The sequence below is a fragment of the Kitasatospora azatica KCTC 9699 genome, from assembly GCF_000744785.1.
Classification (GTDB): Bacteria; Actinomycetota; Actinomycetes; order Streptomycetales; family Streptomycetaceae; genus Kitasatospora; species Kitasatospora azatica.
This window is the reverse complement of the sequence record NZ_JQMO01000003.1, coordinates 527,052-547,387: the sequence shown is the minus strand read 5'-3', so window position 1 is coordinate 547,387 and position 20,336 is coordinate 527,052. Positions and strand designations below refer to the sequence as shown.

General features: G+C 70.0%; 11 protein-coding genes. 4 read left to right on the top strand and 7 right to left on the bottom strand.

The features are described 5' to 3' along the window. Window positions 1–311 precede the first annotated feature (311 nt). Together BR98_RS13560 and BR98_RS13555 are read right to left on the bottom strand one after the other, a co-directional pair. Window positions 312–1,832 carry an arabinofuranosidase catalytic domain-containing protein gene (locus tag BR98_RS13560; RefSeq protein ID WP_083976551.1) on the bottom strand — a complete coding sequence of 507 codons (1,521 nt, stop codon included), beginning with the start codon at window positions 1,830–1,832 and terminating at the stop codon, window positions 312–314. A gap of 114 nt (window positions 1,833–1,946) precedes the next feature. After that, complete coding sequence (locus tag BR98_RS13555) at window positions 1,947–3,617, bottom strand: glycoside hydrolase family 27 protein (protein ID WP_035844702.1); 1,671 nt, start codon at window positions 3,615–3,617, stop codon at window positions 1,947–1,949. Between the two features lie 1,068 nt (window positions 3,618–4,685). Between BR98_RS13555 and BR98_RS13550 the strand changes: the two genes are divergently transcribed. After that, window positions 4,686–11,975, top strand: a complete 7,290-nt coding sequence (locus BR98_RS13550; protein WP_232247868.1) for a polymorphic toxin-type HINT domain-containing protein — start codon at window positions 4,686–4,688, stop codon at window positions 11,973–11,975. Between the two features lie 69 nt (window positions 11,976–12,044). Then, window positions 12,045–12,341, top strand: coding sequence for a hypothetical protein (locus tag BR98_RS37900; protein ID WP_051969735.1), 297 nt, complete (start codon window positions 12,045–12,047; stop codon window positions 12,339–12,341). Window positions 12,342–12,457: 116 nt separating this feature from the next. Here BR98_RS37900 and BR98_RS13540 read toward each other — a convergent pair whose 3' ends face one another. The 5 genes from BR98_RS13540 to BR98_RS13520 all read right to left on the bottom strand — a co-directional run bounded on the left by BR98_RS13540 (window position 12,458) and on the right by BR98_RS13520 (window position 17,355). Further along, complete coding sequence (locus BR98_RS13540; RefSeq protein ID WP_051969734.1) at window positions 12,458–13,153, bottom strand: MBL fold metallo-hydrolase; 696 nt, start codon at window positions 13,151–13,153, stop codon at window positions 12,458–12,460. Further along, on the bottom strand, window positions 13,146–13,664 hold the full coding sequence (locus BR98_RS13535; protein WP_035844700.1) for a LeuD/DmdB family oxidoreductase small subunit: 519 nt from the start codon (window positions 13,662–13,664) through the stop codon (window positions 13,146–13,148). Before BR98_RS13535 ends, BR98_RS13540 begins: the two co-directional genes overlap by 8 nt. After that, window positions 13,664–14,911, bottom strand: a complete 1,248-nt coding sequence (locus BR98_RS13530) for a 3-isopropylmalate dehydratase large subunit (protein WP_232247405.1) — start codon at window positions 14,909–14,911, stop codon at window positions 13,664–13,666. The genes BR98_RS13535 and BR98_RS13530 overlap by 1 nt, the downstream gene beginning before the upstream one ends. Window positions 14,912–14,999: 88 nt before the next feature. Continuing rightward, window positions 15,000–15,884, bottom strand: a complete 885-nt coding sequence (locus tag BR98_RS13525; protein ID WP_035844696.1) for an isocitrate lyase/PEP mutase family protein — start codon at window positions 15,882–15,884, stop codon at window positions 15,000–15,002. Window positions 15,885–15,903: 19 nt separating this feature from the next. Then, entirely contained in the window at window positions 15,904–17,355 is a 1,452-nt protein-coding gene (locus tag BR98_RS13520; RefSeq protein ID WP_035844690.1) for an MmgE/PrpD family protein, read from the bottom strand. Between the two features lie 92 nt (window positions 17,356–17,447). Between BR98_RS13520 and BR98_RS13515 the strand changes: the two genes are divergently transcribed. After that, complete coding sequence (locus BR98_RS13515) at window positions 17,448–18,146, top strand: GntR family transcriptional regulator (protein ID WP_051969733.1); 699 nt, start codon at window positions 17,448–17,450, stop codon at window positions 18,144–18,146. A 631-nt stretch (window positions 18,147–18,777) separates the two neighbouring features. After that, a complete protein-coding gene (locus BR98_RS13510) occupies window positions 18,778–20,259 on the top strand; it encodes an RICIN domain-containing protein (protein WP_035844688.1) in 1,482 nt (493 codons plus the stop codon). Window positions 20,260–20,336: the final 77 nt, after the last annotated feature.

The window sequence follows — 20,336 nt, the reverse complement described above, 5'->3', positions numbered from 1 at the left end:
TGCTCTCGTCGCATGCCGACGGATTGTGATGCGCCCTGGAAGTGCCGCAATCTTGAGCGACAGAATCGACCTTCGATCGCTGTCGAACTGTTGGCGGCGGGTGCGGAGATTCCTGTCAAGCGTATCGCAGAACGGGCCGGCCCAGTGGTGTCCGGCTGTCGCGTGCGGCCGGACACCACCGGTGGTCGGCCGCGTCCTGGCGCACGCGGCCGACCCGATGGCCTCCCCCTGCGGCGCTGCTGGTGTGGAACGGGCTTGGCTCGTTTGATGTGGCGGGAGGGCGGCCGGCTGGCGAGCCCTTCAGGCGGAAGTCATCCGAGCTTCCACTGCTGGTTGCTCTGCCCGTTGCAGGCCCACAACTGGACCGGGGCCCCGTTCGCCGTCGACGCTCCACTGACGTCCAGACAGAGTCCCGACTGGACGCCGGTGATGGTGCCGTCGGCGTTTCGGGTCCACTGCTGGTTGGGCTGTCCGTTGCAGGTCCAGATGATCGCCTTCGTGCCGTTGGCGGTGCCCTTGCCGTTGGCGTCCAGGCACATCTGGCTGCTGCCGGAGTACACCGTCAGCTGGCCCGAGGAGGTGGCGGTCCAGGTCTGGTTCGCGGCTCCGGAGCAGGAGTAGATCTGGGCCTGGGTGCCGCTGGTGGTACTGGAGTTGGGAATGTCCAGGCACTTCGCGGCGCCGACGGCGTGCAGCGGGCCGATGCTGGAGCCGCCGCCGGAGCCGGCGCTGTAGCCGGCTGCCGCGATGTTGGCCTGGACGGCGTTGTCGGTGGCGTCGGACGGGTAGCCGCTGACGACGGCGCCTTCGTAGAAGGTGCCGAGGCTCTGGTTGGTGTTGCTCGCGCAGCAGTCGCCGCCGCTGCCCAGGATGATGGCGCCCTGCTGCTTCATCGGGTTGTAGCCGGGCGGGAGCGCGCCGTTCCAGAGCGTCGTGAGCCCGCCGGACTGGGCGTCACCGCCCTTGAGCGCGAACTGGGAGGTGCCGTTGTTCTTCAGCATCGCGGTGACGTAGCGGCTGGTGAAGGCCCGCTGGTTCTGGTTCCACGACTGGCTGCCGCCGGAGTACAGGCCGTACTCGAGGTCGGCCTGCACCCACGGACCGGTCCCCGAGCAGCCGCCGAACCAGCAGCTGGTGCCGAAGTAGATGGCGTTCATGGCGCCCGCGCCGTCTGCCTTGCGGTCCGTCTCGCTGTTCCCGTAGTCGAAGCAGCAGCCGCCGTTGACGTGAGTGCCGCTGGTCACCATGTACGCGCCCTGGGGGGCGCTGCCGAGCGGCATCCCGGAGGAGGACCCGTTGTGCCAGTAGCTGTTCCCGGGGTTGATGTAGAGCGAGTACGCCTTGGCTCCGCCGAGCGTGAGGGCCTCGCTGGTCGCGCTGGCCGGGGTGTCACTGCCTCCGGCGCCCCCGGGGCCCTGGTAGGCGAGGTCGTTGCCGTGCCCGGACTGGTCGAAGATCACTGTGACCACGCAGGAGGTGCCCGCGCAGAAGGCGTCCTGGGTGGCCGCGTTGGCGACGCCCCCGGCACCGACGACGCCGACGTTCTGCGTCCTGCTGTCCGAGCCCCGCCGGACCTGGTAGAGCGCTCCGCTGTACGCCGAGTAGAGCGCACGGGTCGTGGAGTGCGCGGCCACACAGGCAGTCCCGCCTGCCGCGTAGATGTCACACGGGCCGGCGGTGGCGGCCCTCGCACTGTCGGCGAACGATCCCGCACCGGCGAGACCGCCGACGACCAGCAGGATCGTGGCGGCCGCGCGGATCAGCGTGCCGAGCCGGCGGTGAAGCGAGGGCGCAATCCTCGGTCGTCGTTCCGGGTCTTGACTGTCGCGCATCTGGGCTCCCTGCGTCTCGTCAGGTGAACGGGGCGTGATGGACGGCGCAACTGCCGTGCTGTCTCACGAGGTTGGGAACTCGGGGACAGCACGGCAGTTGCGCCCGGTGACCGGTCAGACGGCCCACTGCTGGTTGGACTGGCCGTTGCAGGTCCACAGCTCGATCAGGGCGCCGTTGGCGGTGGACTTGGCGGTGACGTCGAGGCAGAGCCCGGACTGGGCGCTGGTGATGGTGCCGTCGGCGTTCACCTTCCACTGCTGGTTCGCCTGGCCGTTGCAGGTCCAGATCTCGACCTTGGTGCCGGGCGCGGTCTGGCTGTTGTACGCGTCCAGGCACATCTGGGTGCCGCCCGAGGTGACGGTCAGCTGGCCGGAGGCAGTGCGGGTCCAGCTCTGGTTCGGCTGGCTGTTGCAGTCCCAGATCTGCAGCTGGGTGCCCGCGGTGGTGGTCGAGTTCGGCACGTCCAGGCACTTGTTCGCACCGACCGCGCGCACCGGGCCGGTCTGGTCGGTTCCGCCGCCGGTGCCGCCCGCGACGCGGAACATGGTGGTGCCGTGCGCCGGAACCGAGGCGCTGATGGTGCCGGTGGTGGTCGAGGTCGCGCCGGACCACAGGTCGGTGAGGTTGTAGCTGGAGGCTCCGGTCTTCCCGATCGCGGCGGCGGAGGTGCTGATGGTCGCGGTCGATCCGGTCTCGTTGAACAGGGCCACCGAGACGTCGCCGTTCGCCAGCGGCTTGGCCAGCACGTCGAGACCGTTGGCGGAGGACACCAGGGTGCCCTGCTTGCCGAGCGAGTCCTGGTCCACCGCGATCACCCGGGTATTGGTGAGCGTGGCCAGGGTGGCCGGGCTGGCCGAGGCGACGTTGGTGCCGGCGATCAGCGGAGCCGCCATCTCCGCCCACAGGCTGAACTCCGAGCGGGCCTCGGTGTCGGTGAGCGGGCTGTTGCCGACCTCGAGCATGTCCGGGTCGTTCCAGTGACCGGGCCCGGCGTAGGCAGCCAGGTTCACGTTGCTGTGGAAGATCGACAGCATGCTGCCATAGCTGGCGTTGATGTCGCCGGTGGTGCGCCAGCTGTTGCCGACGCCGGCGCCCCAGGTCCACACGTTGTCCTCGCCCCAGCTGCACAGGCTGAACAGGATGGACCGACCGCTCGAGGCCAGGGCGTCGCGCATCGTGGTGTAACGGGTCTGCGCGGGCGCCTTGTTGCCATTGGGGCAGGAATTCAGCCAACAGCCCGGGCCCGCATAGCAGTTGTCGTACTTCAGGTAGTCCACGCCCCAGGCGGCGAAGGTCTGCGCGTCCGTGGTCTCGTGGCCCAGGCTGCCCGGGAAGCCGGCGCAGGTCTGCAGTCCGGCGTCCTCGTAGATGCCCAGCTTCAACCCCAGCGAGTGGACGTAGTCGGCGGTGCCCTTGATCCCGTCCGGGAACTTGTTCGGATCAGGTACCAGGCGCCCGTCGGAGCCCCGAGTGTGGGTCATCCAGCAGTCATCGATGTTGACGTACTGGTAGCCGGCGCTCTGCATGCCGTTGTTGTGCATGGCTTGCGCCGTGCTCTTGATCAGGGGCTCGGAGACGTTGCAGCCGTAGGCGTTCCAGTCGTTGAAACCCATCGGCGGCGTGGTCGCCAAACCGTTGCCCAGGGCCGCAGCCGGCGTGGCCGTGCCCAGGGAGAGCAGTGGAATCGCCAAGGACAGGAGTAACGCCGAGACTACGCAGGCAAGCGTCCTCCGCAGCCGGGTGCGCGTCGATGGTCGGGTGACGCGCGGGTTCGCGTGGAGCATGTGGTCGCCTCCTGGTGGGAGTGGGTGGGGGGAGGTGTCTGTTTCTCGCGGTTCGGCATGCGCACAGCCTCTTTGTGAGCATGACAAACGCGTTTCGGTGGATGGTCCCACAGTTGCGGGGTGGGGGCTCCGAGATGACTCGCTTGGGCAGCGAGGCCACCGCGTGAAGAAATGGAGGACTGCGCGCCGGTATTTCCGGTGCGGATTCCCCGGTTTATCGGGACGGCGAATCAAACCCGGATCTCCGGTTCGGCCTCGTGGGCGCCGGAAGAAGCGGAAGGAGCCGGCGAGTCGGCGCGACTCCTCGCTCGCCGTCCGGCCGTGCAGTGCCCCGGTGGCCGCACGAGGCCCGCCGGTGGCCGGTCGTGGCGCTCAGGTCCGCATGCCGGCCTCCCCATCGGCGGTGGATTCGACGACTGAGTGTTAGCGCTAACAATCAATCGTAAAAAAGATCACCGAGGTGAATGTCCCCGGCGTTGGCCAATGGGAGCTTCCAATACCCTGCGCGCAGTGTCAACCCTTCTTGCAACAATGCGCGCATCCCGATGGCCGGCCCCTGCGTTGTGGCGCCACGATCGCTCGGCTCCGCTGCTTCCGCGCACGGGATATCCCCTCCCCGCGGGGTGGCGTGGCGAGGGGCGGGGGCGGGGGTGGGGGGTGGAGGTGGGGGTCGCGAGGAGGCTGAAGCCCCGTCATGATGATCAAGGGCCAGTAAAGGTTTGAGTGAACATCAGATTGCACTGCTGTGACCCATGGGGTTTTTGGGACCAGTTGGCGCCCTAGAAGTCGGCCGCCGCGTCTCCTGATGTGTGGCAGACGTGCTCTTGATGTGGCGATCTGACGCTGAGTAGCCGAGATATCCCATTGCGGCACCTGTTCGACGCCATCTACCGTCCGCGCCGACTGCCCGGTATCCGGATCCGGGCAGCTTAGGGGCCCTCCTGAGGGCCCGTTAGGAACAGCGGGGATTAAGTGCGCGCAAGATTTGCGTGGTTGGATGCTGCCCGTGGCCGGGCGGTGAATCGCCGAGGTACCGTCGCTGTCGCGACGCTGGCGGCCTTGGCGCTGGTGGTGCCGTTGGCACACGCCGAGACGGTGGTCGGGGGTTACCGGTTCAAGGGCAAGGTGTGGGCGGCCGATCCGCTCCCCGCCCAGCCGAAGGTGAAGGGGCAGCCGGCGACTGGCCACGGTGCCGTGCCGCCCGCCCAGATGCCGCCGGGTGCGAAGTCGATGCACCCGCACAAGCCGGTCGCACCGACGTGGCCGGCGGCGTCGACCAGTACGGTCAGTGTCGGTGCGGCGGGCGTGGGTTCGCGTTCCGCGGCCGCGCCGTTGCCGGACTCGGCCGCCGCGCCGGCCTCACCGGTGACGGTGGCGCCGGCTCCCGCCGGCCCAGCCGCCGCGCGTGCGGCGACCGAGGCCGCCGGCAGCGCCGAGACAACGCCGTCGACGGTGCGGGTGGAGACCGCCGACCGGGCGAAGGCGCAGGCGGCGAACGTGGACGGCCTGCTGGTCGGCCTGGCGCGGGCTGACGGCTCGTCGGCGCCCGGCAAGGTGTCGGTCTCGGTCGACTACTCCACCATCGCGCAGGCCTACGGCGGTGGTTGGGCCTCGCGCCTGCAGTTGGTCGCGATGCCGGCCTGTGCGCTGACCACGCCTCAGCTGACGGAGTGCCGCACGCAGACCCCGTTGGCGGCCACCAACGACACGGCCTCGAACAAGCTGACCGCGACGGTCGCGCTGCCCGGCAGCACCACCCAGGGCGCCGCCCTCACCGACGGGACCGCCGCTCAGTCGAAGGCGGTCTCCGCCGCGCTGATCGGCTCCGCGAAGGCCGCGCCGATGGGGGTGAGCACCGCGGCGAGCACGATGGCGGTGGCCGCGGTGGCCGGCAGCAGCGGCTCGCAGGGCAACTACGGGGCCACCCCGCTGTCCGCCTCGGGCACCTGGGCGCAGTCCTCCTCGGGTGCGTTCACCTACAACTACCCGATCCCGGTCCCGCCCGCGCTGGGCGGCGCCGCCCCGGAGGTCGGGCTCTCGTACAACTCGCAGTCGATCGACGGCGAGACCTCGGCCCGCAACTCGCAGTCCTCCTGGATCGGTGACGGCTGGGGCTACGCGCCCGGGTACGTCGAGCGCCAGTACCGGACCTGCGCCAACGACGGCATCGCCAACTCCGGCGACAAGTGCTGGGCCGGCTGGAACGCGACCATCTCGCTCGGCTCGCACAACGGGCAGCTGGTGCGCGACGCGAACGGCCAGTACCACCTGCAGAACGACGACGGCACCAAGGTCGAGGACCTGACCGGTGCGTCCAACGGCCTGTGGAACGGCGAGTACTTCAAGGTCACCACCACCGACGGCACCCAGTACTACCTGGGTATCAACCACTCCCCGGGAACCACCAGCGACCCGGCGACCAACAGCGCCTGGGGCGCGCCGGTGTACTTCCCGAACTCCGGTGACCCCTGCTACAGCGCGGCCCAGGGCAACAAGTCGCAGTGCTCGGCGGAGCCGGGCTACCGGTTCAACCTGGACTTCGTGGTCGACGTGCACGGCAACGTGCAGCGCTACGACTGGGCGAACGAGTCGAACTACTACAACATGGGCTACGGCCAGTCCGCCGGTGCCGGCGGCACCCTGACGGCCTACACCCGTGGCGGGTACCTGACCCAGATCTCCTACGGCTACCAGCTCGCCGACGAGCAGGCGGGTCGCGACCCGGCGGCGAAGGTGGTCTTCACCACCGCGCAGCGCTGCGTCACCGACCCGACCACCTGCCAGTCCTCGAACCTGTCGACCTCGACCGCGACGAACTGGCCGGACACCCCGTACGACCTCAACTGCAGTGCCGGGATGCAGACTTCGGGCACCGGCAGCAATGTCTGCAGCGTCGCGGCGCCGACCTTCTGGTCCACCTACCGGCTCAGCTCGATCAAGACCTCGGTCAAGAACGGCTCGACCTGGCAGGACGTCGACTCCTGGACGCTGACCCACCTGTTCTCCAACGCGGGCGCGACCATGGACCCGGTGACCGGCAGGACCGTGGACCCCAAGGACGCGGGCGCGCTGCAGCAGGTGATGTGGCTGTCGCAGATCCAGCGCACCGGCCTGGACACCAGCGCGGGCGGCTCCGGCACGATCACCCTTGACCCGGTCGTATTCACCGGCATCGAGACCGACAACCGGGTGGACGGCCCGACCCCGGCGGCCCCGCCGCTGTACCACCCCCGGATCTCCAGCATCCAGACCGAGTCCGGTGAGTCCATCGTGGTCACCTACCGGGCTCCCGAGTGCTCGCGGGTCAACAACACCATGCCGGCCTCGGCCGACTCGGACACCATGGCCTGCTACCAGGCCTACTGGACGACCCCGGGCGCCAAGGACCCGATCGCCGACTGGTTCCAGAAGACCCTGGTCTCGCAGGTGTCGGACAACGACTCCACCAAGGCCAACTCGCCCGCCAAGGTGACGAACTACACCTACAGCGGCGGCGCGGCCTGGCACCGGGACGACTCCGACCTCTCCGACGACCAGTACCGCACCTGGAACCAGTTCCGCGGCTACCGCACCGTCACCACCCAGACCGGCGCCGCCCCGGACCCGATCACCCAGACGGTGGTCAACTACTTCCAGGGCATGGACGGCGACTACAAGGCCGACGGCACCCAGCGCTCCGTCTCCCTCACCAACTCCATCGGCGAGGGCATGACGGACGGCGCCTGGCTGGCCGGCAGCCCGCAGGAGAGCGACAGCTACACCCAGGCCGGCGGCACCGTCGTGGCGAAGAACCTGGCCGAGCCGGAGACCACCACCGTCACGGTGACCTCGCCGCGCACGGCCTGGACCTCGAAGACCCCGGCCCCGGCGACGCTGTCCACGCTGCCGGACCTGACGGCCCGCCGCATCCAGTCGTCGATCAGCAAGTCGCAGAACCTGCTGGCGAACGGCACCTGGCGCACCGTCCAGGCCACCACCAGCTACGACGGCCTCGGCCGCCCGCAGCAGGTGGACAGCAAGGGCGACGTGTCGGTCCCGTCCCAGGAGACCTGCACCACCACCAGCTACGCCAACCCGCCCGCGGCCAACCCGATGATGCTGGCCTTCCCGAGCGAGTCGATCAAGGTCTCCGGTCCGTGTGGCACCGCCCCGGGCACCGGCACCACGATCAGCGACCGGCGCCTGTTCTACGACGGCGACGGAAGCATCAGCAACCTGCCCGCCTTCGGTGCGCTCGGCACCAACGGCTACGTCACCGCCACGCAGGACGTGAAGTCCTACGACGCCTCGGGCAACCCGCAGTTCCAGACGCTGAACGCGCAGACGGTCGACCAGTACGGCCGCGTCACCAAGCAGCTCGACACCGCGGGCTCCGCGACCAGCACGGCGTACCTGCCCGCGACCGGGACGCTGCCCACCACGGTGACGGCCACCAACGCGCTGGGCTGGACGGTGACCAAGACGATCACCCCGACGCGCGGCCTGACCACCCACGAGGTGGACGCCAACAACCGGGTGACCGACTCCACCTTCGACGCCCTCGGCCGCCGCACCCAGACCTGGCTGCCGGGCCGCACCAAGGGCACGCAGAGCGCGGACAAGGTGTTCAGCTACGCGGTCAACGGCGCGGGTACGAACCCGAGCCCGTCGAGCGTGACCACGCAGACGCTGCGCGAGGACCAGTCGTACAACACCTCGGTGGAGATCTACGACGGCCTGCTGCGCAAGCGCCAGACCCAGTCCACGACGGCCAACAACAGTGCGGGCCGGCTGATCGCCTCCACGCACTACGACAGCCACGGCTGGGAGCACAGCGCCACCGGGGCGTTCGTCGACACCACCACGGCGCCGGGCAGCACGCTCTTCGTCGAGGTGGAGAACACCCTGCCCTCGGAGACGGTGAACGGCTACGACGGTCTGGGCCGCAAGCTCACCGAGACCCTGTACACCAAGGCCTCGCCGCTCTGGACGACCAGCCACGCGTACCCGGGCGCCGACGAGACCGACACCACCCCGCCGGCCGGCGGCACGGCGACGTCGGTGTTCACCAACGCGCTCCGGCAGACCACCATGCAGGTCGCGCACGGCGGCACCGGCACCGGTGACCTGACGACGAGCTACACCTACACCCCGGCCGGCCAGGTGTCCACGATCAAGGACACGGCGGGCAACACCTGGACGAACAGCTACGACCTGCAGGGCCACCGGACGGCGTCGACCGACCCGGACACCGGGTCGTCGAGCACCAGCTACGACCAGTTCGGCCGGGTCGCCAGCACCACCGACGCCCGCAACCAGACCCTCTCCTTCAGCTACGACCTGCTCGGCCGCAGGACCGGGGAGTACGCGGGCACGGACACCACCAACAAGGGCCAGCAGCTGACCTCGTACAGCTTCGACACGCTGGTGAAGGGCCAGCTGACCTCGGCGACCCGGTACGTCGGCGGCTCCGCCACCGGCAGCGCGTACACCGAGGCGATCACCGGCTACAACACGGCCTACCAGCCCACCGGCATGTCGGTCACCATCCCGGCCGCCGAGGGCAAGCTGGCCGGCACGTACGCGCTCGGTGCCGGCTACACGCCGAACGTCGGCCTGCACTCCGACACCGTCTACGGCACCGAGGGCGGCCTGCCCTCCGAGGACATCGGCTACGGCTACAACCTCCAGGGCGGCCTGGTCGCCACCGGCTCGGACACCACCCCGTACCTGGACGTGGCCTCCTACAGCCCGCTCGGCCAGGTCCTGCAGTCCACCTTCGGGCCGCTCGGCAAGCAACTGCGCACCGCGCAGACCTACGACGACGCCACCGGCCGTCCGACGACCAACCGCGTCTCGCTGCAGACCGCCGGCACCAACCCCATCTCCAGCTCGACGTACGGGTACGACCAGGCCGGGAACCTGACCACGGTCAGCGAGATGCAGTCCTCGGGCGGCACCGACCAGGTCTTCGACACCCAGTGCTTCCAGTACAACGGACTGCGCCGGTTGACCACCGCGTGGACGGACACGGCGGGGATCTCCAGCCCGACGGCGGGTCAGCTCGCGCACTGCAACAGCGGTGCGCCGGCCCCGGCGACCATCGGCGGCCCGGCCCCGTACTGGGAGTCCTGGCAGTACGACCTGCTCGGTGACCGCACCCAGCAGGTCAAGCACGACGTCACGGGCAACACCGCCAACAACGTCACGCAGACCAGCGTGTACCCCGGCAACGGCAGCACGGCGGCGGCCCAGCCGAACACCGCCACCACCGTCACCACGGGCGGCCCGACCGGCACCAGCACGCAGACCCCGAAGTACGACGCGGCGGGCAACACCGTCAGCCGTGCCACGGTCGGGGTCAACCCGGTCAGCCAGACCTTCAGCTACGACGCCGAGGGTCGCACTTCCGCCGTCGCCACGACGGTCGGGACGGGCAGCGCGCAGAACACCGGTTACCTGTACGACGCCGACGGCAAGCTGCTCATCCAGCGCGGCTCGGGCAGCACGATCCTCTACCTGTTCGGCGGGGCCGAGCAGCTCACCCTCATCGGCAGCACCGTCACCGGTCAGCGGTACTACAAGAACCCCGACGGCACGGTGATCGTCCGTTCGAGCAGCGGCACGGTCGTCTACCAGCCCACCAACCCGCAGCGGACGGCCCTGCTCCAGGTCAACGCCAGTACCCTGGCGGTCACCCGGCGCTCGTTCGACCCGTACGGCGGTACCCGCGGGACGGCGGCGGCCAACTGGGCGGACAACCACGGCTTCCTCGGCCAGCCGGTCGACCCCGTCACGGGGCTCAACCTGCTGGGGGCCCGCAACTACGACCCGGTGCTCGGCCGGTTCATGAGCGCGGACCCGATCCTGGAGGTCGGCGACCCCAACCAGATGGGCGGCTACACCTACGCCGGCGACAGCCCCACCAACGGCAGCGACCCCACCGGTCTCGACTTCTGGGACGACCTCGGTGAGGTCGCGGAGGACGTCGGCATCGGCGTGGCCGTCGGCGCCGTCGTGGTCGCCGGCATCGCGTGCCTGGGGACCGTCATCATCGCTCCCGAGTGCGTCGCGGCGGGCACGCTCGCGTTCGGCGTCGGCGTGGGCCTGATGGGCGGCGATGCCGGCCCGATGGACGGTCTGGAGGACCCGACCGCACCGGAAGGCGACTACTTCCCGGTCGAGGAGCCGCCGGCCCAGCTCGGCGAGGACTTCGCCCCGGGTCGGGGCGACGACTTCGTCGACCCGCCGACGGGCGACGACACGCCCACCGCTGACAACCCGTCAGAGCCGTCCGTACCGGACGGCGCCGGTGGAGACGACACCGGTGGTGGCGGCGGCGGTGGTTCGAGCGCCGAGGACAGCAACAGTGGTGGCGGCGGTGGCGGCACCGACAACTCCGACGGTGACCACCACGTCGACAGCCACGACCGGTCCGACGACGTCTCGCACGACGACGCCGCGCCGGGCGACTCCTCGTCCAGCGGCACCACCTGCAGCTTCACGCCCGACACCCAGGTCCTGATGGCCGACGGGAGCACCAAGCCGATCGGGGACATCACCGTCGGCGACCTGGTGCAGTCCGCCGACCAGCAGACCGCCACCGACCAGGGCGCCCGCGCCGTGCAGGCCACCCTCGTCCACCACGACGAGGACCTGGCCGATGTGACGGTCCAGAGCGCCGACGGCACGGACAGCACGCTGCACACCACGAGCAACCACCCGTTCTGGGACGACACGACGAAGTCGTTCACCCCGGCGGGCGAGCTCAAGGCGGGCGACTACCTCAAGACGAGCACCGGGCAGCGCGTCCGCGTCATCGGTGTCCGCCTCGTCGCCGGCCTCAAGGCGATGTACAACCTGACGGTCCAGCAGCTCCACACGTACTACGTGCTGGCCGGAAACGCGCCGATCCTGGTGCACAACGAGTGCGGCAATCCCGCCCATGCGGACGACTGCTACTGCAACTGGGACCAGCCGGTGAAGCTGCGGGAGAGCTCCGGTGAGGCGGCCTCCGGCGAGGTGTCGCACCCGGAATCCCAGGACCAGGAGCAGATCAGGGAACACGTCATGCCCCGCCACGTGGCCGGTGGAGACGAGAACGTGGCGGGCAAGTCCACGTTCAGCCCTGACCTGTCGGATCCGGATTCCCTGCTGGGACTGGCCGCGCTCAGCGGCCAGTACATTGGCAAGGTCCAGGAGGCGAATGGCCGTGTCCGCTGGGTCTATGACATGAAGCGCTTCATGGGCACCGACCGCTTCGGCAACAATACGACGATCTTGACCATCGTTCGTGAGGGAGCGGAGTACGCCCTGGGTGACCTCGTGACCATGCACCCGGGACTGCCGAAGGATCTCACTGATCCGTTCGGCTTCTAGCAGGTGAGGTGGGCCTGCGGATGATGTCCGCAGGCCCACCTCGGGAAGTCGGGAAAGGAGACTTTCGTAGTGATCAAGGCTGAGGTGCGCCGGGCCAACGGAGAGAGGCTGAGGCGCCTGGTCATCGACCCGGATTTCAATCCGGTCCTCGACGGCGTCAGCGTGGCTGCCTATCCCATGCTGAGTTCCATCGATCCGTATGGTGACACGGTGTTCAACCACCTCCAGGTGAAGCGCATCATCGAGGAGATCGCGCGGTACTCGGGGGAGGCGGAGGGTATTTCGGAATTCCTCTCCGAACTCCGGGAGCTGTGCGTGTTCTCCCTCGGCGCGCCGCACCGGTACCTGTGGTTCATCGGCGACTGACACGCCTTCAGGCCAGCAGAAGCCCCGCCGAGCACTCGGCGGGGCTTCGCGTCTTCGGCGAAAGGTGCTCACCCCGGCTCAGCCGCTCCAGCGCCTCGCGTGCCCGGGCGTCCGGTTCACGGTCGGTGGGCCTCCAGCGCGTCGAGCCACTGGTGGAAGTCGTCGATGCCACGACCGGTGAGGGCGGCGCCGTGGGCGAAGCCGACGGCCTTGAGATCACGCGGAATTCGGGCCAGGCTGCCGGTCCGCAGAGCGGGGTCGGCCGCGAGCGCGGCGGGGCCCAGGCCGAGTTCGCCGCGGTGGAACACGGCATCGCCGGTCAGCAGCGTGCTGCTGGGTTCGTGCAGCAGGACGATGTGGCCGGGGGAGTGGCCGGGGGTATGGATGACGCGCAGACCGCTGGCCTCCACGAGGTCGCCGTCAACGAGGCACTGGTCGGCCGAGAGCGGGCGCCAGTGCAGTTTGGGCAGACGGTCGAGGAGCCGTCCGGCGGCGCCGGAACGCCCGGCGCCGGGCACCCGGCCGTTCTCCAGCCAGGTGCGTTCGGCCTCGTGGATGAGGAACGGTGCCCCGGTCAGCTCCCGTAGGTCGTAGGCGCCTTGGACGTGGTCGGGGTGGGCGTGCGTGATCACGACGCGCTTGATGTCGGACGGTTTGCGGCCCAGTTCGGCGAGGGTCCCGAGGATGGCGCGGGGTGCGTCGGCCCAGCCGACGTCGACCAGGGTGAGGCCGTCCTCGGCGTCGACGAGGAAGGCGTTGTCGCGGCGGGTGGTGGGGATGCGGATGATCCCGGGAGCGAGTTGATCAGACATGGGAGGCCCTGGGGAGGGGGACGTAGCCTTCGCGGGCGAGCTTGGGGAGGATGCCGCCGGCGGCGAGGATGTCCAGGACCAGCGGCGGCAGGGCGCCGCCGGTCAGGCGCACGCCGGTGGTGGTGTTCTCGATCCAGCCTTCGGCGAAGTCGAGGGCGGCGCCGTCGCCGTCGGTGAACGCGGTGTGCACGCCCGCAACGGTGAGGGCGGGCAGGCCGTGGTTGATGCAGTTGCGCAGGAACAGGGAGTTGAACTCCTCGGCGACCACCGCGGCGATGCCGAGTTCGCGGAAGAGCGCGGCGACGGGCCGGGAGGAGCCGAGGCCGAAGTTGCGGCCGGCGATCACGATGTCGCCCTTGTCGACCCGGTCCGCCCAGCCGGGGCGCAGCTCGTAGAAGATGTGCCTGGCCGCCTCGGGGATCGACAGCTTCATGGCGAAGGCCGGGTACATGGCGTCGGTGGTGACCGAGTCGCCCACCACCCAGACGCGGCCAGAGATCTGCGTGTCCATCAGTTCAGCTCTCCTCGCGGGTCGGTGACGTAGCCGGTCAGGGCGGAGGCGGCGACGGTGGCCGGGGAGGCCATGTAGATCTCCGCCTCGGGGCTGCCCATGCGGCCGGTGAAGTTGCGGGTGGACGAGGTCAGGCAGACCTCGCCGGGGGCGAGCAGGCCCATGTGGTAGCCGAAGCAGGCGCCACAGGTGGAGTTGGTGACCACCGCGCCGGCGTCGGCCAGGTCCTGCAGGTAGCCTGCGCGCATCGCCTCCCGGTACACGGCCTGCGAGGCGGGGGTGACCAGCAGCCGCACGCCCGGGGCGACCGTGCGGCCCCTGACGGTGGCGGCGGCGATCGCGATGTCCTCCAACTGCCCGTTGGCACAGGAGCCGATGAAGCACTGATTCACCGGTCGCCTTTCGATCGCGGACACCGGGAAGGAGTTGTTGCTCACGGTGCCGGGCCGCGCGACGTACGGCTCCAGCGCGGACAGGTCGACGGTGCGCACGGCGGCGTAGGCGGCGTCCGGGTCGGGGTCGGCCGGCCGGTAGGAGTCGGGCGTGGCGCCGCGTTCGGCGAGGAAGTCCCGGGCAAGGCCGTCGATGGGGAAGGTCGAGTAGTCGGCGGATATCTCGGCGCCCTGGGTGGCGATGGTGCGCCGGTCGTTCATCGGGATGGAGGCGAGGCCGGCTCCGCCGAACTCCAGGTTGTGGTTGGTGGCGTCGCCCCAGGTCCCGGCGATGTGCAGGAAGATGTCCTTGCCGGAGACGGCGGCGGGCTTGGTGCCGGTGAACTCGTAGCGCAGGGTGGGGGCGACCTGGAACCAGGTCCGGCCGGTGCACAGGATCGAGTAGACCTCGGCGGGGCCGAGGCCACGGGCGGCGGTGTTGTACGCGCCGGCGGCGCAGGTGTGGGAGTCGGTGCAGGCGAGGATCTCGCCGGGACGGGCCAGGCCGTTCTCGGCGATGACCTGGTGGCAGATGCCGTGCCGGCCGACGTCGTAGAACTTCGTGATGGCGAAGTCGCGAGCGAACGCGCGGGCGTGGGTGCCGCCGAGGGCGTCGCCCACCGAGGGGGCGGGGACCGCGTGGTCCATGATGACGGCGACCTTCTCGGGGTCGTTGATCCGCAGCGGCGGCACCCACATGGTGGCGAACTGCAAGTCGATCATCACGGTCAGGTCGACGTCACAGACGACGGTCTGACCGGTTGTCACCTGTTCCCGGCCGGCCTTGCGGGCCAGGATCTTCTCAATCATGGTCATGCCCATCGGGCATTCCACCTTCATCGTTCGGGGCCGGCGTTCAGCCGGTCGGATGGGTCGGGTCGCGAGGCCGGGTCCGGTCGGCAGGTCAGGCCGGGGTCGGTGCGGTGGGGCGGTGGCGGTCGCCGATGGCGGACCACTCGCGCAGCCCGACCAGCTCGAACAGGCCCTGGGGGCCGGGGGTGAGGTCGGTCGGCACGGTGCCGCCGAGGCGCTGGAGGGATTCGAGGCCGGCCAGCACGGCCGGTCCCAGCAGCGCCCCGGGGTGGATCGCGATGCGGAACCCCAGTGCGGCCAGCCTGTCGGCGGCGGTGTCGGGGGTGAGGCCGCCCTGCACCATGTTGATCAACAGGGGTGCGTCGACCTGGGTGGCGATCCGCTCGATCTCCGCCGGGCTCTGCGGGGCCTCGACGAAGATGACGTCGGCGCCGGCCGCAGCGTAGCGGTTGGCCCGGTCGATCGCCGCGTCGATCCCCAGCGGACCGCGCGCGTCGGTGCGGGCGACGATCACCGTGTCCGGGTCGGTGCGCGCGTCCAGGGCGGCGCGGAGTTTGGCCTCGAACTCGTCGGCCGTGACCAGTTCCTTGTCCGGCAGGTGGCCGCACTTCTTCGGGAACGCCTGGTCCTCCAGCTGGATCGCGGCCACTCCGGCCCGCTCGTAGGCGCGCACGGTGCGGACCACGTTCATGGGCTCGCCGTACCCGGTGTCGGCGTCCGCGATCAGCGGGACCTCCCCGAGGCACTCGGCGACGACGCCGGCCCGCTCGGTCATCTCGGTGGCGGTGAGCAGCCCGATGTCGGGCAGGCCGAACCCGGCGACGGCCACGCCGGCGCCGGTCAGGTAGGCGGCGGTGAAGCCGCAGCGCGCGACCAGCTGGGCGCCGAGCCCGTCGTAGACGCCGGGAGCGGTGATCAGGCCGTCGTCGGCCAGCAGCCGGCGCAGCCGCGCGCCCGGGGTGAGGGTGGTGGTCATGGTTGCCTCGGTTTCGGGGTCAGTCCAGTGCGCCGCGGACGGGGGCGGCGAGCAGGTCGATGAGCGGGCCCAGGTCGCGCTCGGAATCCAGGGCGAGGACGCGCCGTTCGATCTGCTGCGCCCGGTCCTGGTCGATGACGTGGGCGGACAGGCCGCGGAACTTGGCGACGATCTCGTCGTCGGTCAGCGGGTCGTCCGGGCCGCCGTGCGGCTGGTTGAGTGCGTGGGTGACGTTCCGTCCGTCGTGGAGCCGGAAGGTGACGCGGGTGTTGTAGCCGGGCTGGTCCCAGGAGGGGTCCTGCTGGAGGTCGACCTGCTCGACCGTGGTGCGGGCGATCAGCGCCCACACGTCGTCCGCGTCGATCCGCTCGTCGGTGAACTGTGCCGGGCCCACCGTTCCGTCCAGCACGGCGACGGCGACGGCGTAGGCGATGTTCATCTGCGCGCCGATCGTCGTCAGCGGCCGCTCCGGCTGCCACCAGCCGTGGTGGTGGACGGCGGCGGGCACCTGGATCCGGATGGCCACGACGTCCTCGGCGGTGAAGGAGTGCTCGTCGGCCAGCAGGCGGGTGGCATCGATGGCCGGATGCAGCCCGCCCATCGCGGCGTGGATCTTGATGGTGATGGCCTCGGTGTTCCACCGCTCGCCCAGTCCGTCCACGATCCGGGAGGCGTCCGGGTCGTGGCCCTCACCGAAGGTGGACAGGAACCCGCCGAACGGGCGCTCGAAGACCCGCTTGATGCCGGTGTATCCGGCGGCGGCGAGACCGGCGGCGTAGCAGCCGTTGCGAGCGGCGAAGCCGTGGTGCATCCGCTTGGACATCGCCTCGTACTGGGCGGCCATCAGCCCCGCGGACTGCGTGGCGGCCAGGCCGAGCGCGTCCTCGAACGTGGCCGCGTCCAAGCCCCGCAGCACACCCGCGGCGGCGGCCGCCGCGTGGGTGCCGAAGACGGAGCCGGAGTGCCAGCCGCGGACCAGCATCTCGGGCCCGTTGAGGGCCAGGCCCACCCGAGGGCCGACCTCGAAACCGGCGATCGCTGCTTGCAGGAAGCGTTTCCCGGAGACCGGCCCGATCTGCGCGACGGTCGACAGGAGCGCCGGCAGGACGAGGGAGGCGCTGTGCAGCGGCGCCGACGGGAAGTAGTCGTCGAGTTCGAAGCCCTGGATGAACGTGCCGTTGAGGACGGCCGCGGCCGGAGCGCTGGTGGTGCGGCCCCAGCCGATCAGTGGCGCATCGCCGGCTCCCTCCATCGCCAGGACCGCCTCGACCGCGGTGCGCGACCACGGCAGCTGCGCGCCGATGAGCGCGCAGCCGATGCCGTCGAGGACCAGATGCGCGGCCCGTGCGCGGACTCGCGGGGGGATCTCCTGGGTGCCGGCACCGCTCAGCCAGGTGGCCAGCCGGCCGGTGGGCTCCTGCGGGGCAGTGGGTTCTCTCCCTTGTGGGGGCGAGGACGGGGACTCGGACATGGTGCGACTCCTGGGTCGGCGGGCGGCGAAATAGAGCTACATTCGAATTTATAACATCTATGTTCGCACCTGTCGCCGGGTAGGGTGAGCGGGTGGCTCTCAGACGCACTTCTCTTCCGCGTACCGCCGAGGCCGTCGCGCTCGCGGAACTGCGCGACGCGATCATCCGCGGCGACCTGCCCCCCGGCGCCCCCATCCGCCAGAGCGCCGCCGCGGAGCAGCTCGGTCTGAGCGTCATCCCCGTTCGCGAGGCCCTGAAGACCCTCGCGGGCGAGGGCATCGTCGACTACCAGGCCCAGCGTGGCTACACCGTCGCCGAGCTGCGACCTTCGAGCGTCGATGACATCTTCCGCCTGAGGGAGCTGCTGGAGACCGAGGCCGAGACGAGGGCCGTGGCCAAGGTGCGGCCCGAAGACCTCGCCGCCATGCGGGAGGCGCTCGAAGCGCAGGCGCAGGCAACCGACGACGCCGATGCCCATGCCGCGATCATGGCGAACAAGGCCTTCCACTTCGCACTGCTCGACCGCTGCGACAACCAGTGGCTGCTGCGCTTCGTCCGGCAGCTGTGGGAGGCACTGGAACCACACCGCGCACTCGCCTACCGGCGGACCGCCGCTGACGGCGACCGGGTCCGTGCGGACGAGATCGTCCACGAGCACGGCGAGATCCTCGCCGCGCTCGAGGCGGGGAACGTCGACGAAGCGCTGCGGCTGATGGCAGGCCACCGCAACAGCGGTCAGGGCGACTTCCACCGCCTCCTGCCGGCGGGCTCGGACACCGCCACGGACTGAGCGGCCGATGCCCGGGCGTTCGACGGGCCGAGGGGCTTCACTCCAGCGCTTCGGGACGGTCCACCGCGTGCTTCTCGGTCGTCGTCGTCCCGGGCCCGCCCGACCCCACGAGGTTGCGGCTCCTTCCCACGCCGGGGTTGTGAATTGTTGAAATATGTGGGGCTCCGTTGCAGGACGGTAGGCAGTTCGCGCGGTCGCGTCAACGCTTCGGACAGGAATAGCCGTCCGCCGGCTCGATGCGGGCGACGCTGATCCAGGTCGACGCGCAGGGAACGCAGGGGCACTCAGGGGTAGCAAGACATCCGATGTCCATCACCATCGGGTCGGCCGGATCGCCGCTCCTGCGGGCGATAAGTCGTCAGAAGCTGCCAAACCTCTAGACAAGCACCCGACCTATGCGCCTTAATCCATCCCATGTCATGGACGCTGTCGATGAACCGCCGTGCGGCTCCGCACGTGGATCGCCACAGCGGTGACCCGTCCGGCATGCCCGTCTTCAGGCTCGACCCGCAGCTCCGGCCACCCGATCCGGGGACAGCAAGGAGAGCCTCCTTGACAGAATCCACCAGCTTCCGACGCGGGCTGGCCGACGAGCATCGCTGAACACGTCCTCAAAGGAGAGGTGAAACCCTTGTTCCGCAGTCCTTCACGCGACGGCCGACCGGTCAGCCGGTGGCGAACCGCACTAGCCGGGCTTCTCGCCCTGCTCGGGGCCTTCGCGGCGGTGCTGCTGCCCGTCGCCCAGGCCCAGGCGGCCACCGTGACGTTCACCCTGGGAGCCACCCGCACCGACCAGAACGGCCACACGCTCCAGTTGCACGGGTTGGGCATCGTCAAGGTCGGGAGCACCTGGTACGGCTTCGGCGAGGACAAGACCGGCGAGACCCAGTCGAACACCTCGTTCCAGGACATCCCCTGCTACACCTCCAACGACCTCGGCAGCTGGACCTACCAGGGTGTGGCGCTGGCCAAGCAGAGCAGCGGCGACCTGGGGCCGAACCGGATCGTTGAGCGGCCGAAGGTCATGTACAACGCGTCGACCGGCCTGTACGTGATGTACGTGCACATCGACAGCGCCGACTACTCCGACGCGAGGGCCGGCGTTGCCACCAGCAGCACCCCCTGCGGCCCGTACTCCTACCGGGGCAGCTTCCGGCCGCTGGGCAACGTCAGCCGTGACCTGGGTCTGTTCCAGGACACCGACGGCACCGGCTACCTGCTGACCGAGGACCGCAACAGCGGCGGCCTGCGGGTCGACAAACTCTCCGCCGACTACCTCTCGGTGGACAGTGCGATCGCGCTCCTGGGCGGCGGCAGCATCGAGGCCCCGGCCATGGTGAAGATCGGCGGCACCTACTACCTGTTCGGGTCGCACCTGTCGGGCTGGTACAACAACGACAACGTCTACGCCACCGCCACGTCCCCGAGCGGACCGTGGTCGTCCTGGAAGGACCTGGCCGCCCCCGGCAGCAGCACGTACGACAGCCAGACGGCCAACATCATCACCGTCCAGGGCTCCTCGGGCACTTCGTACATCTACGCGGGTGACCGCTGGAACACCGGCGACCTGGGCAACTCCCAGCTGATCTGGCTCCCGCTGACCATCAGGGGGACGACGGTGAACCTCGGTCAGTACCCCAGCTGGTCCCTCGACACGTCAGCGGGCACCTGGTCGGCCGGCAGCGGAATCCCCTCCGCCGGCACCTACACCCTGACCAACGCGGCCAGTTCGATGCGGCTGGACGTGTCCGGCGCCTCCACCTCCAACGGGGGCGGGGTCATCCAATGGCCGTCGACCGGCGGTGCCAACCAGAAGTGGACGCTCACCAGGGTGGCGGACAACGTCTTCACCCTGACCAGCGTCAACAGCGGACTGTGCCTGGACGTTCCCGGCTACTCGACCACCAGCGGCGTGCAGTTGCAGCAGTGGACCTGCAACGGCGGCGGCAACCAGCAGTGGGCGCTGGACCTCACCGGCGGCAAGTACGCGCTGGTCAACGTCGCCAGTGGCCTGACCCTGGGCACCGGCGGCTCGACCACGCAGGGAGCGGCGGTGGACCAGGAGACCGGCGGCAGTGCGAGCGCCGCCAGCGAGAGCTGGACCCTGTCCTGACCGACTGACAGCAGCGGGCCCGGCCGGCGACCGGGCCCGCCCGGCGGGTGGCCCGATCGAGCGCCGCCGGGCGACAC

What these genes read in the sequence shown, in the direction of transcription:
- BR98_RS13560 (WP_083976551.1), bottom strand. Translation starts at nt 1,832, where the DNA reads ATGCGCGACAGTCAAGACCCGGAACGACGACCGAGGATTGCGCCCTCG.
- BR98_RS13555 (WP_035844702.1), bottom strand. Translation starts at nt 3,617, where the DNA reads ATGCTCCACGCGAACCCGCGCGTCACCCGACCATCGACGCGCACCCGG.
- BR98_RS13540 (WP_051969734.1), bottom strand. Translation starts at nt 13,153, where the DNA reads ATGTCTGATCAACTCGCTCCCGGGATCATCCGCATCCCCACCACCCGC.
- BR98_RS13535 (WP_035844700.1), bottom strand. Translation starts at nt 13,664, where the DNA reads ATGGACACGCAGATCTCTGGCCGCGTCTGGGTGGTGGGCGACTCGGTC.
- BR98_RS13530 (WP_232247405.1), bottom strand. Translation starts at nt 14,911, where the DNA reads ATGACCATGATTGAGAAGATCCTGGCCCGCAAGGCCGGCCGGGAACAG.
- BR98_RS13525 (WP_035844696.1), bottom strand. Translation starts at nt 15,884, where the DNA reads ATGACCACCACCCTCACCCCGGGCGCGCGGCTGCGCCGGCTGCTGGCC.
- BR98_RS13520 (WP_035844690.1), bottom strand. Translation starts at nt 17,355, where the DNA reads ATGTCCGAGTCCCCGTCCTCGCCCCCACAAGGGAGAGAACCCACTGCC.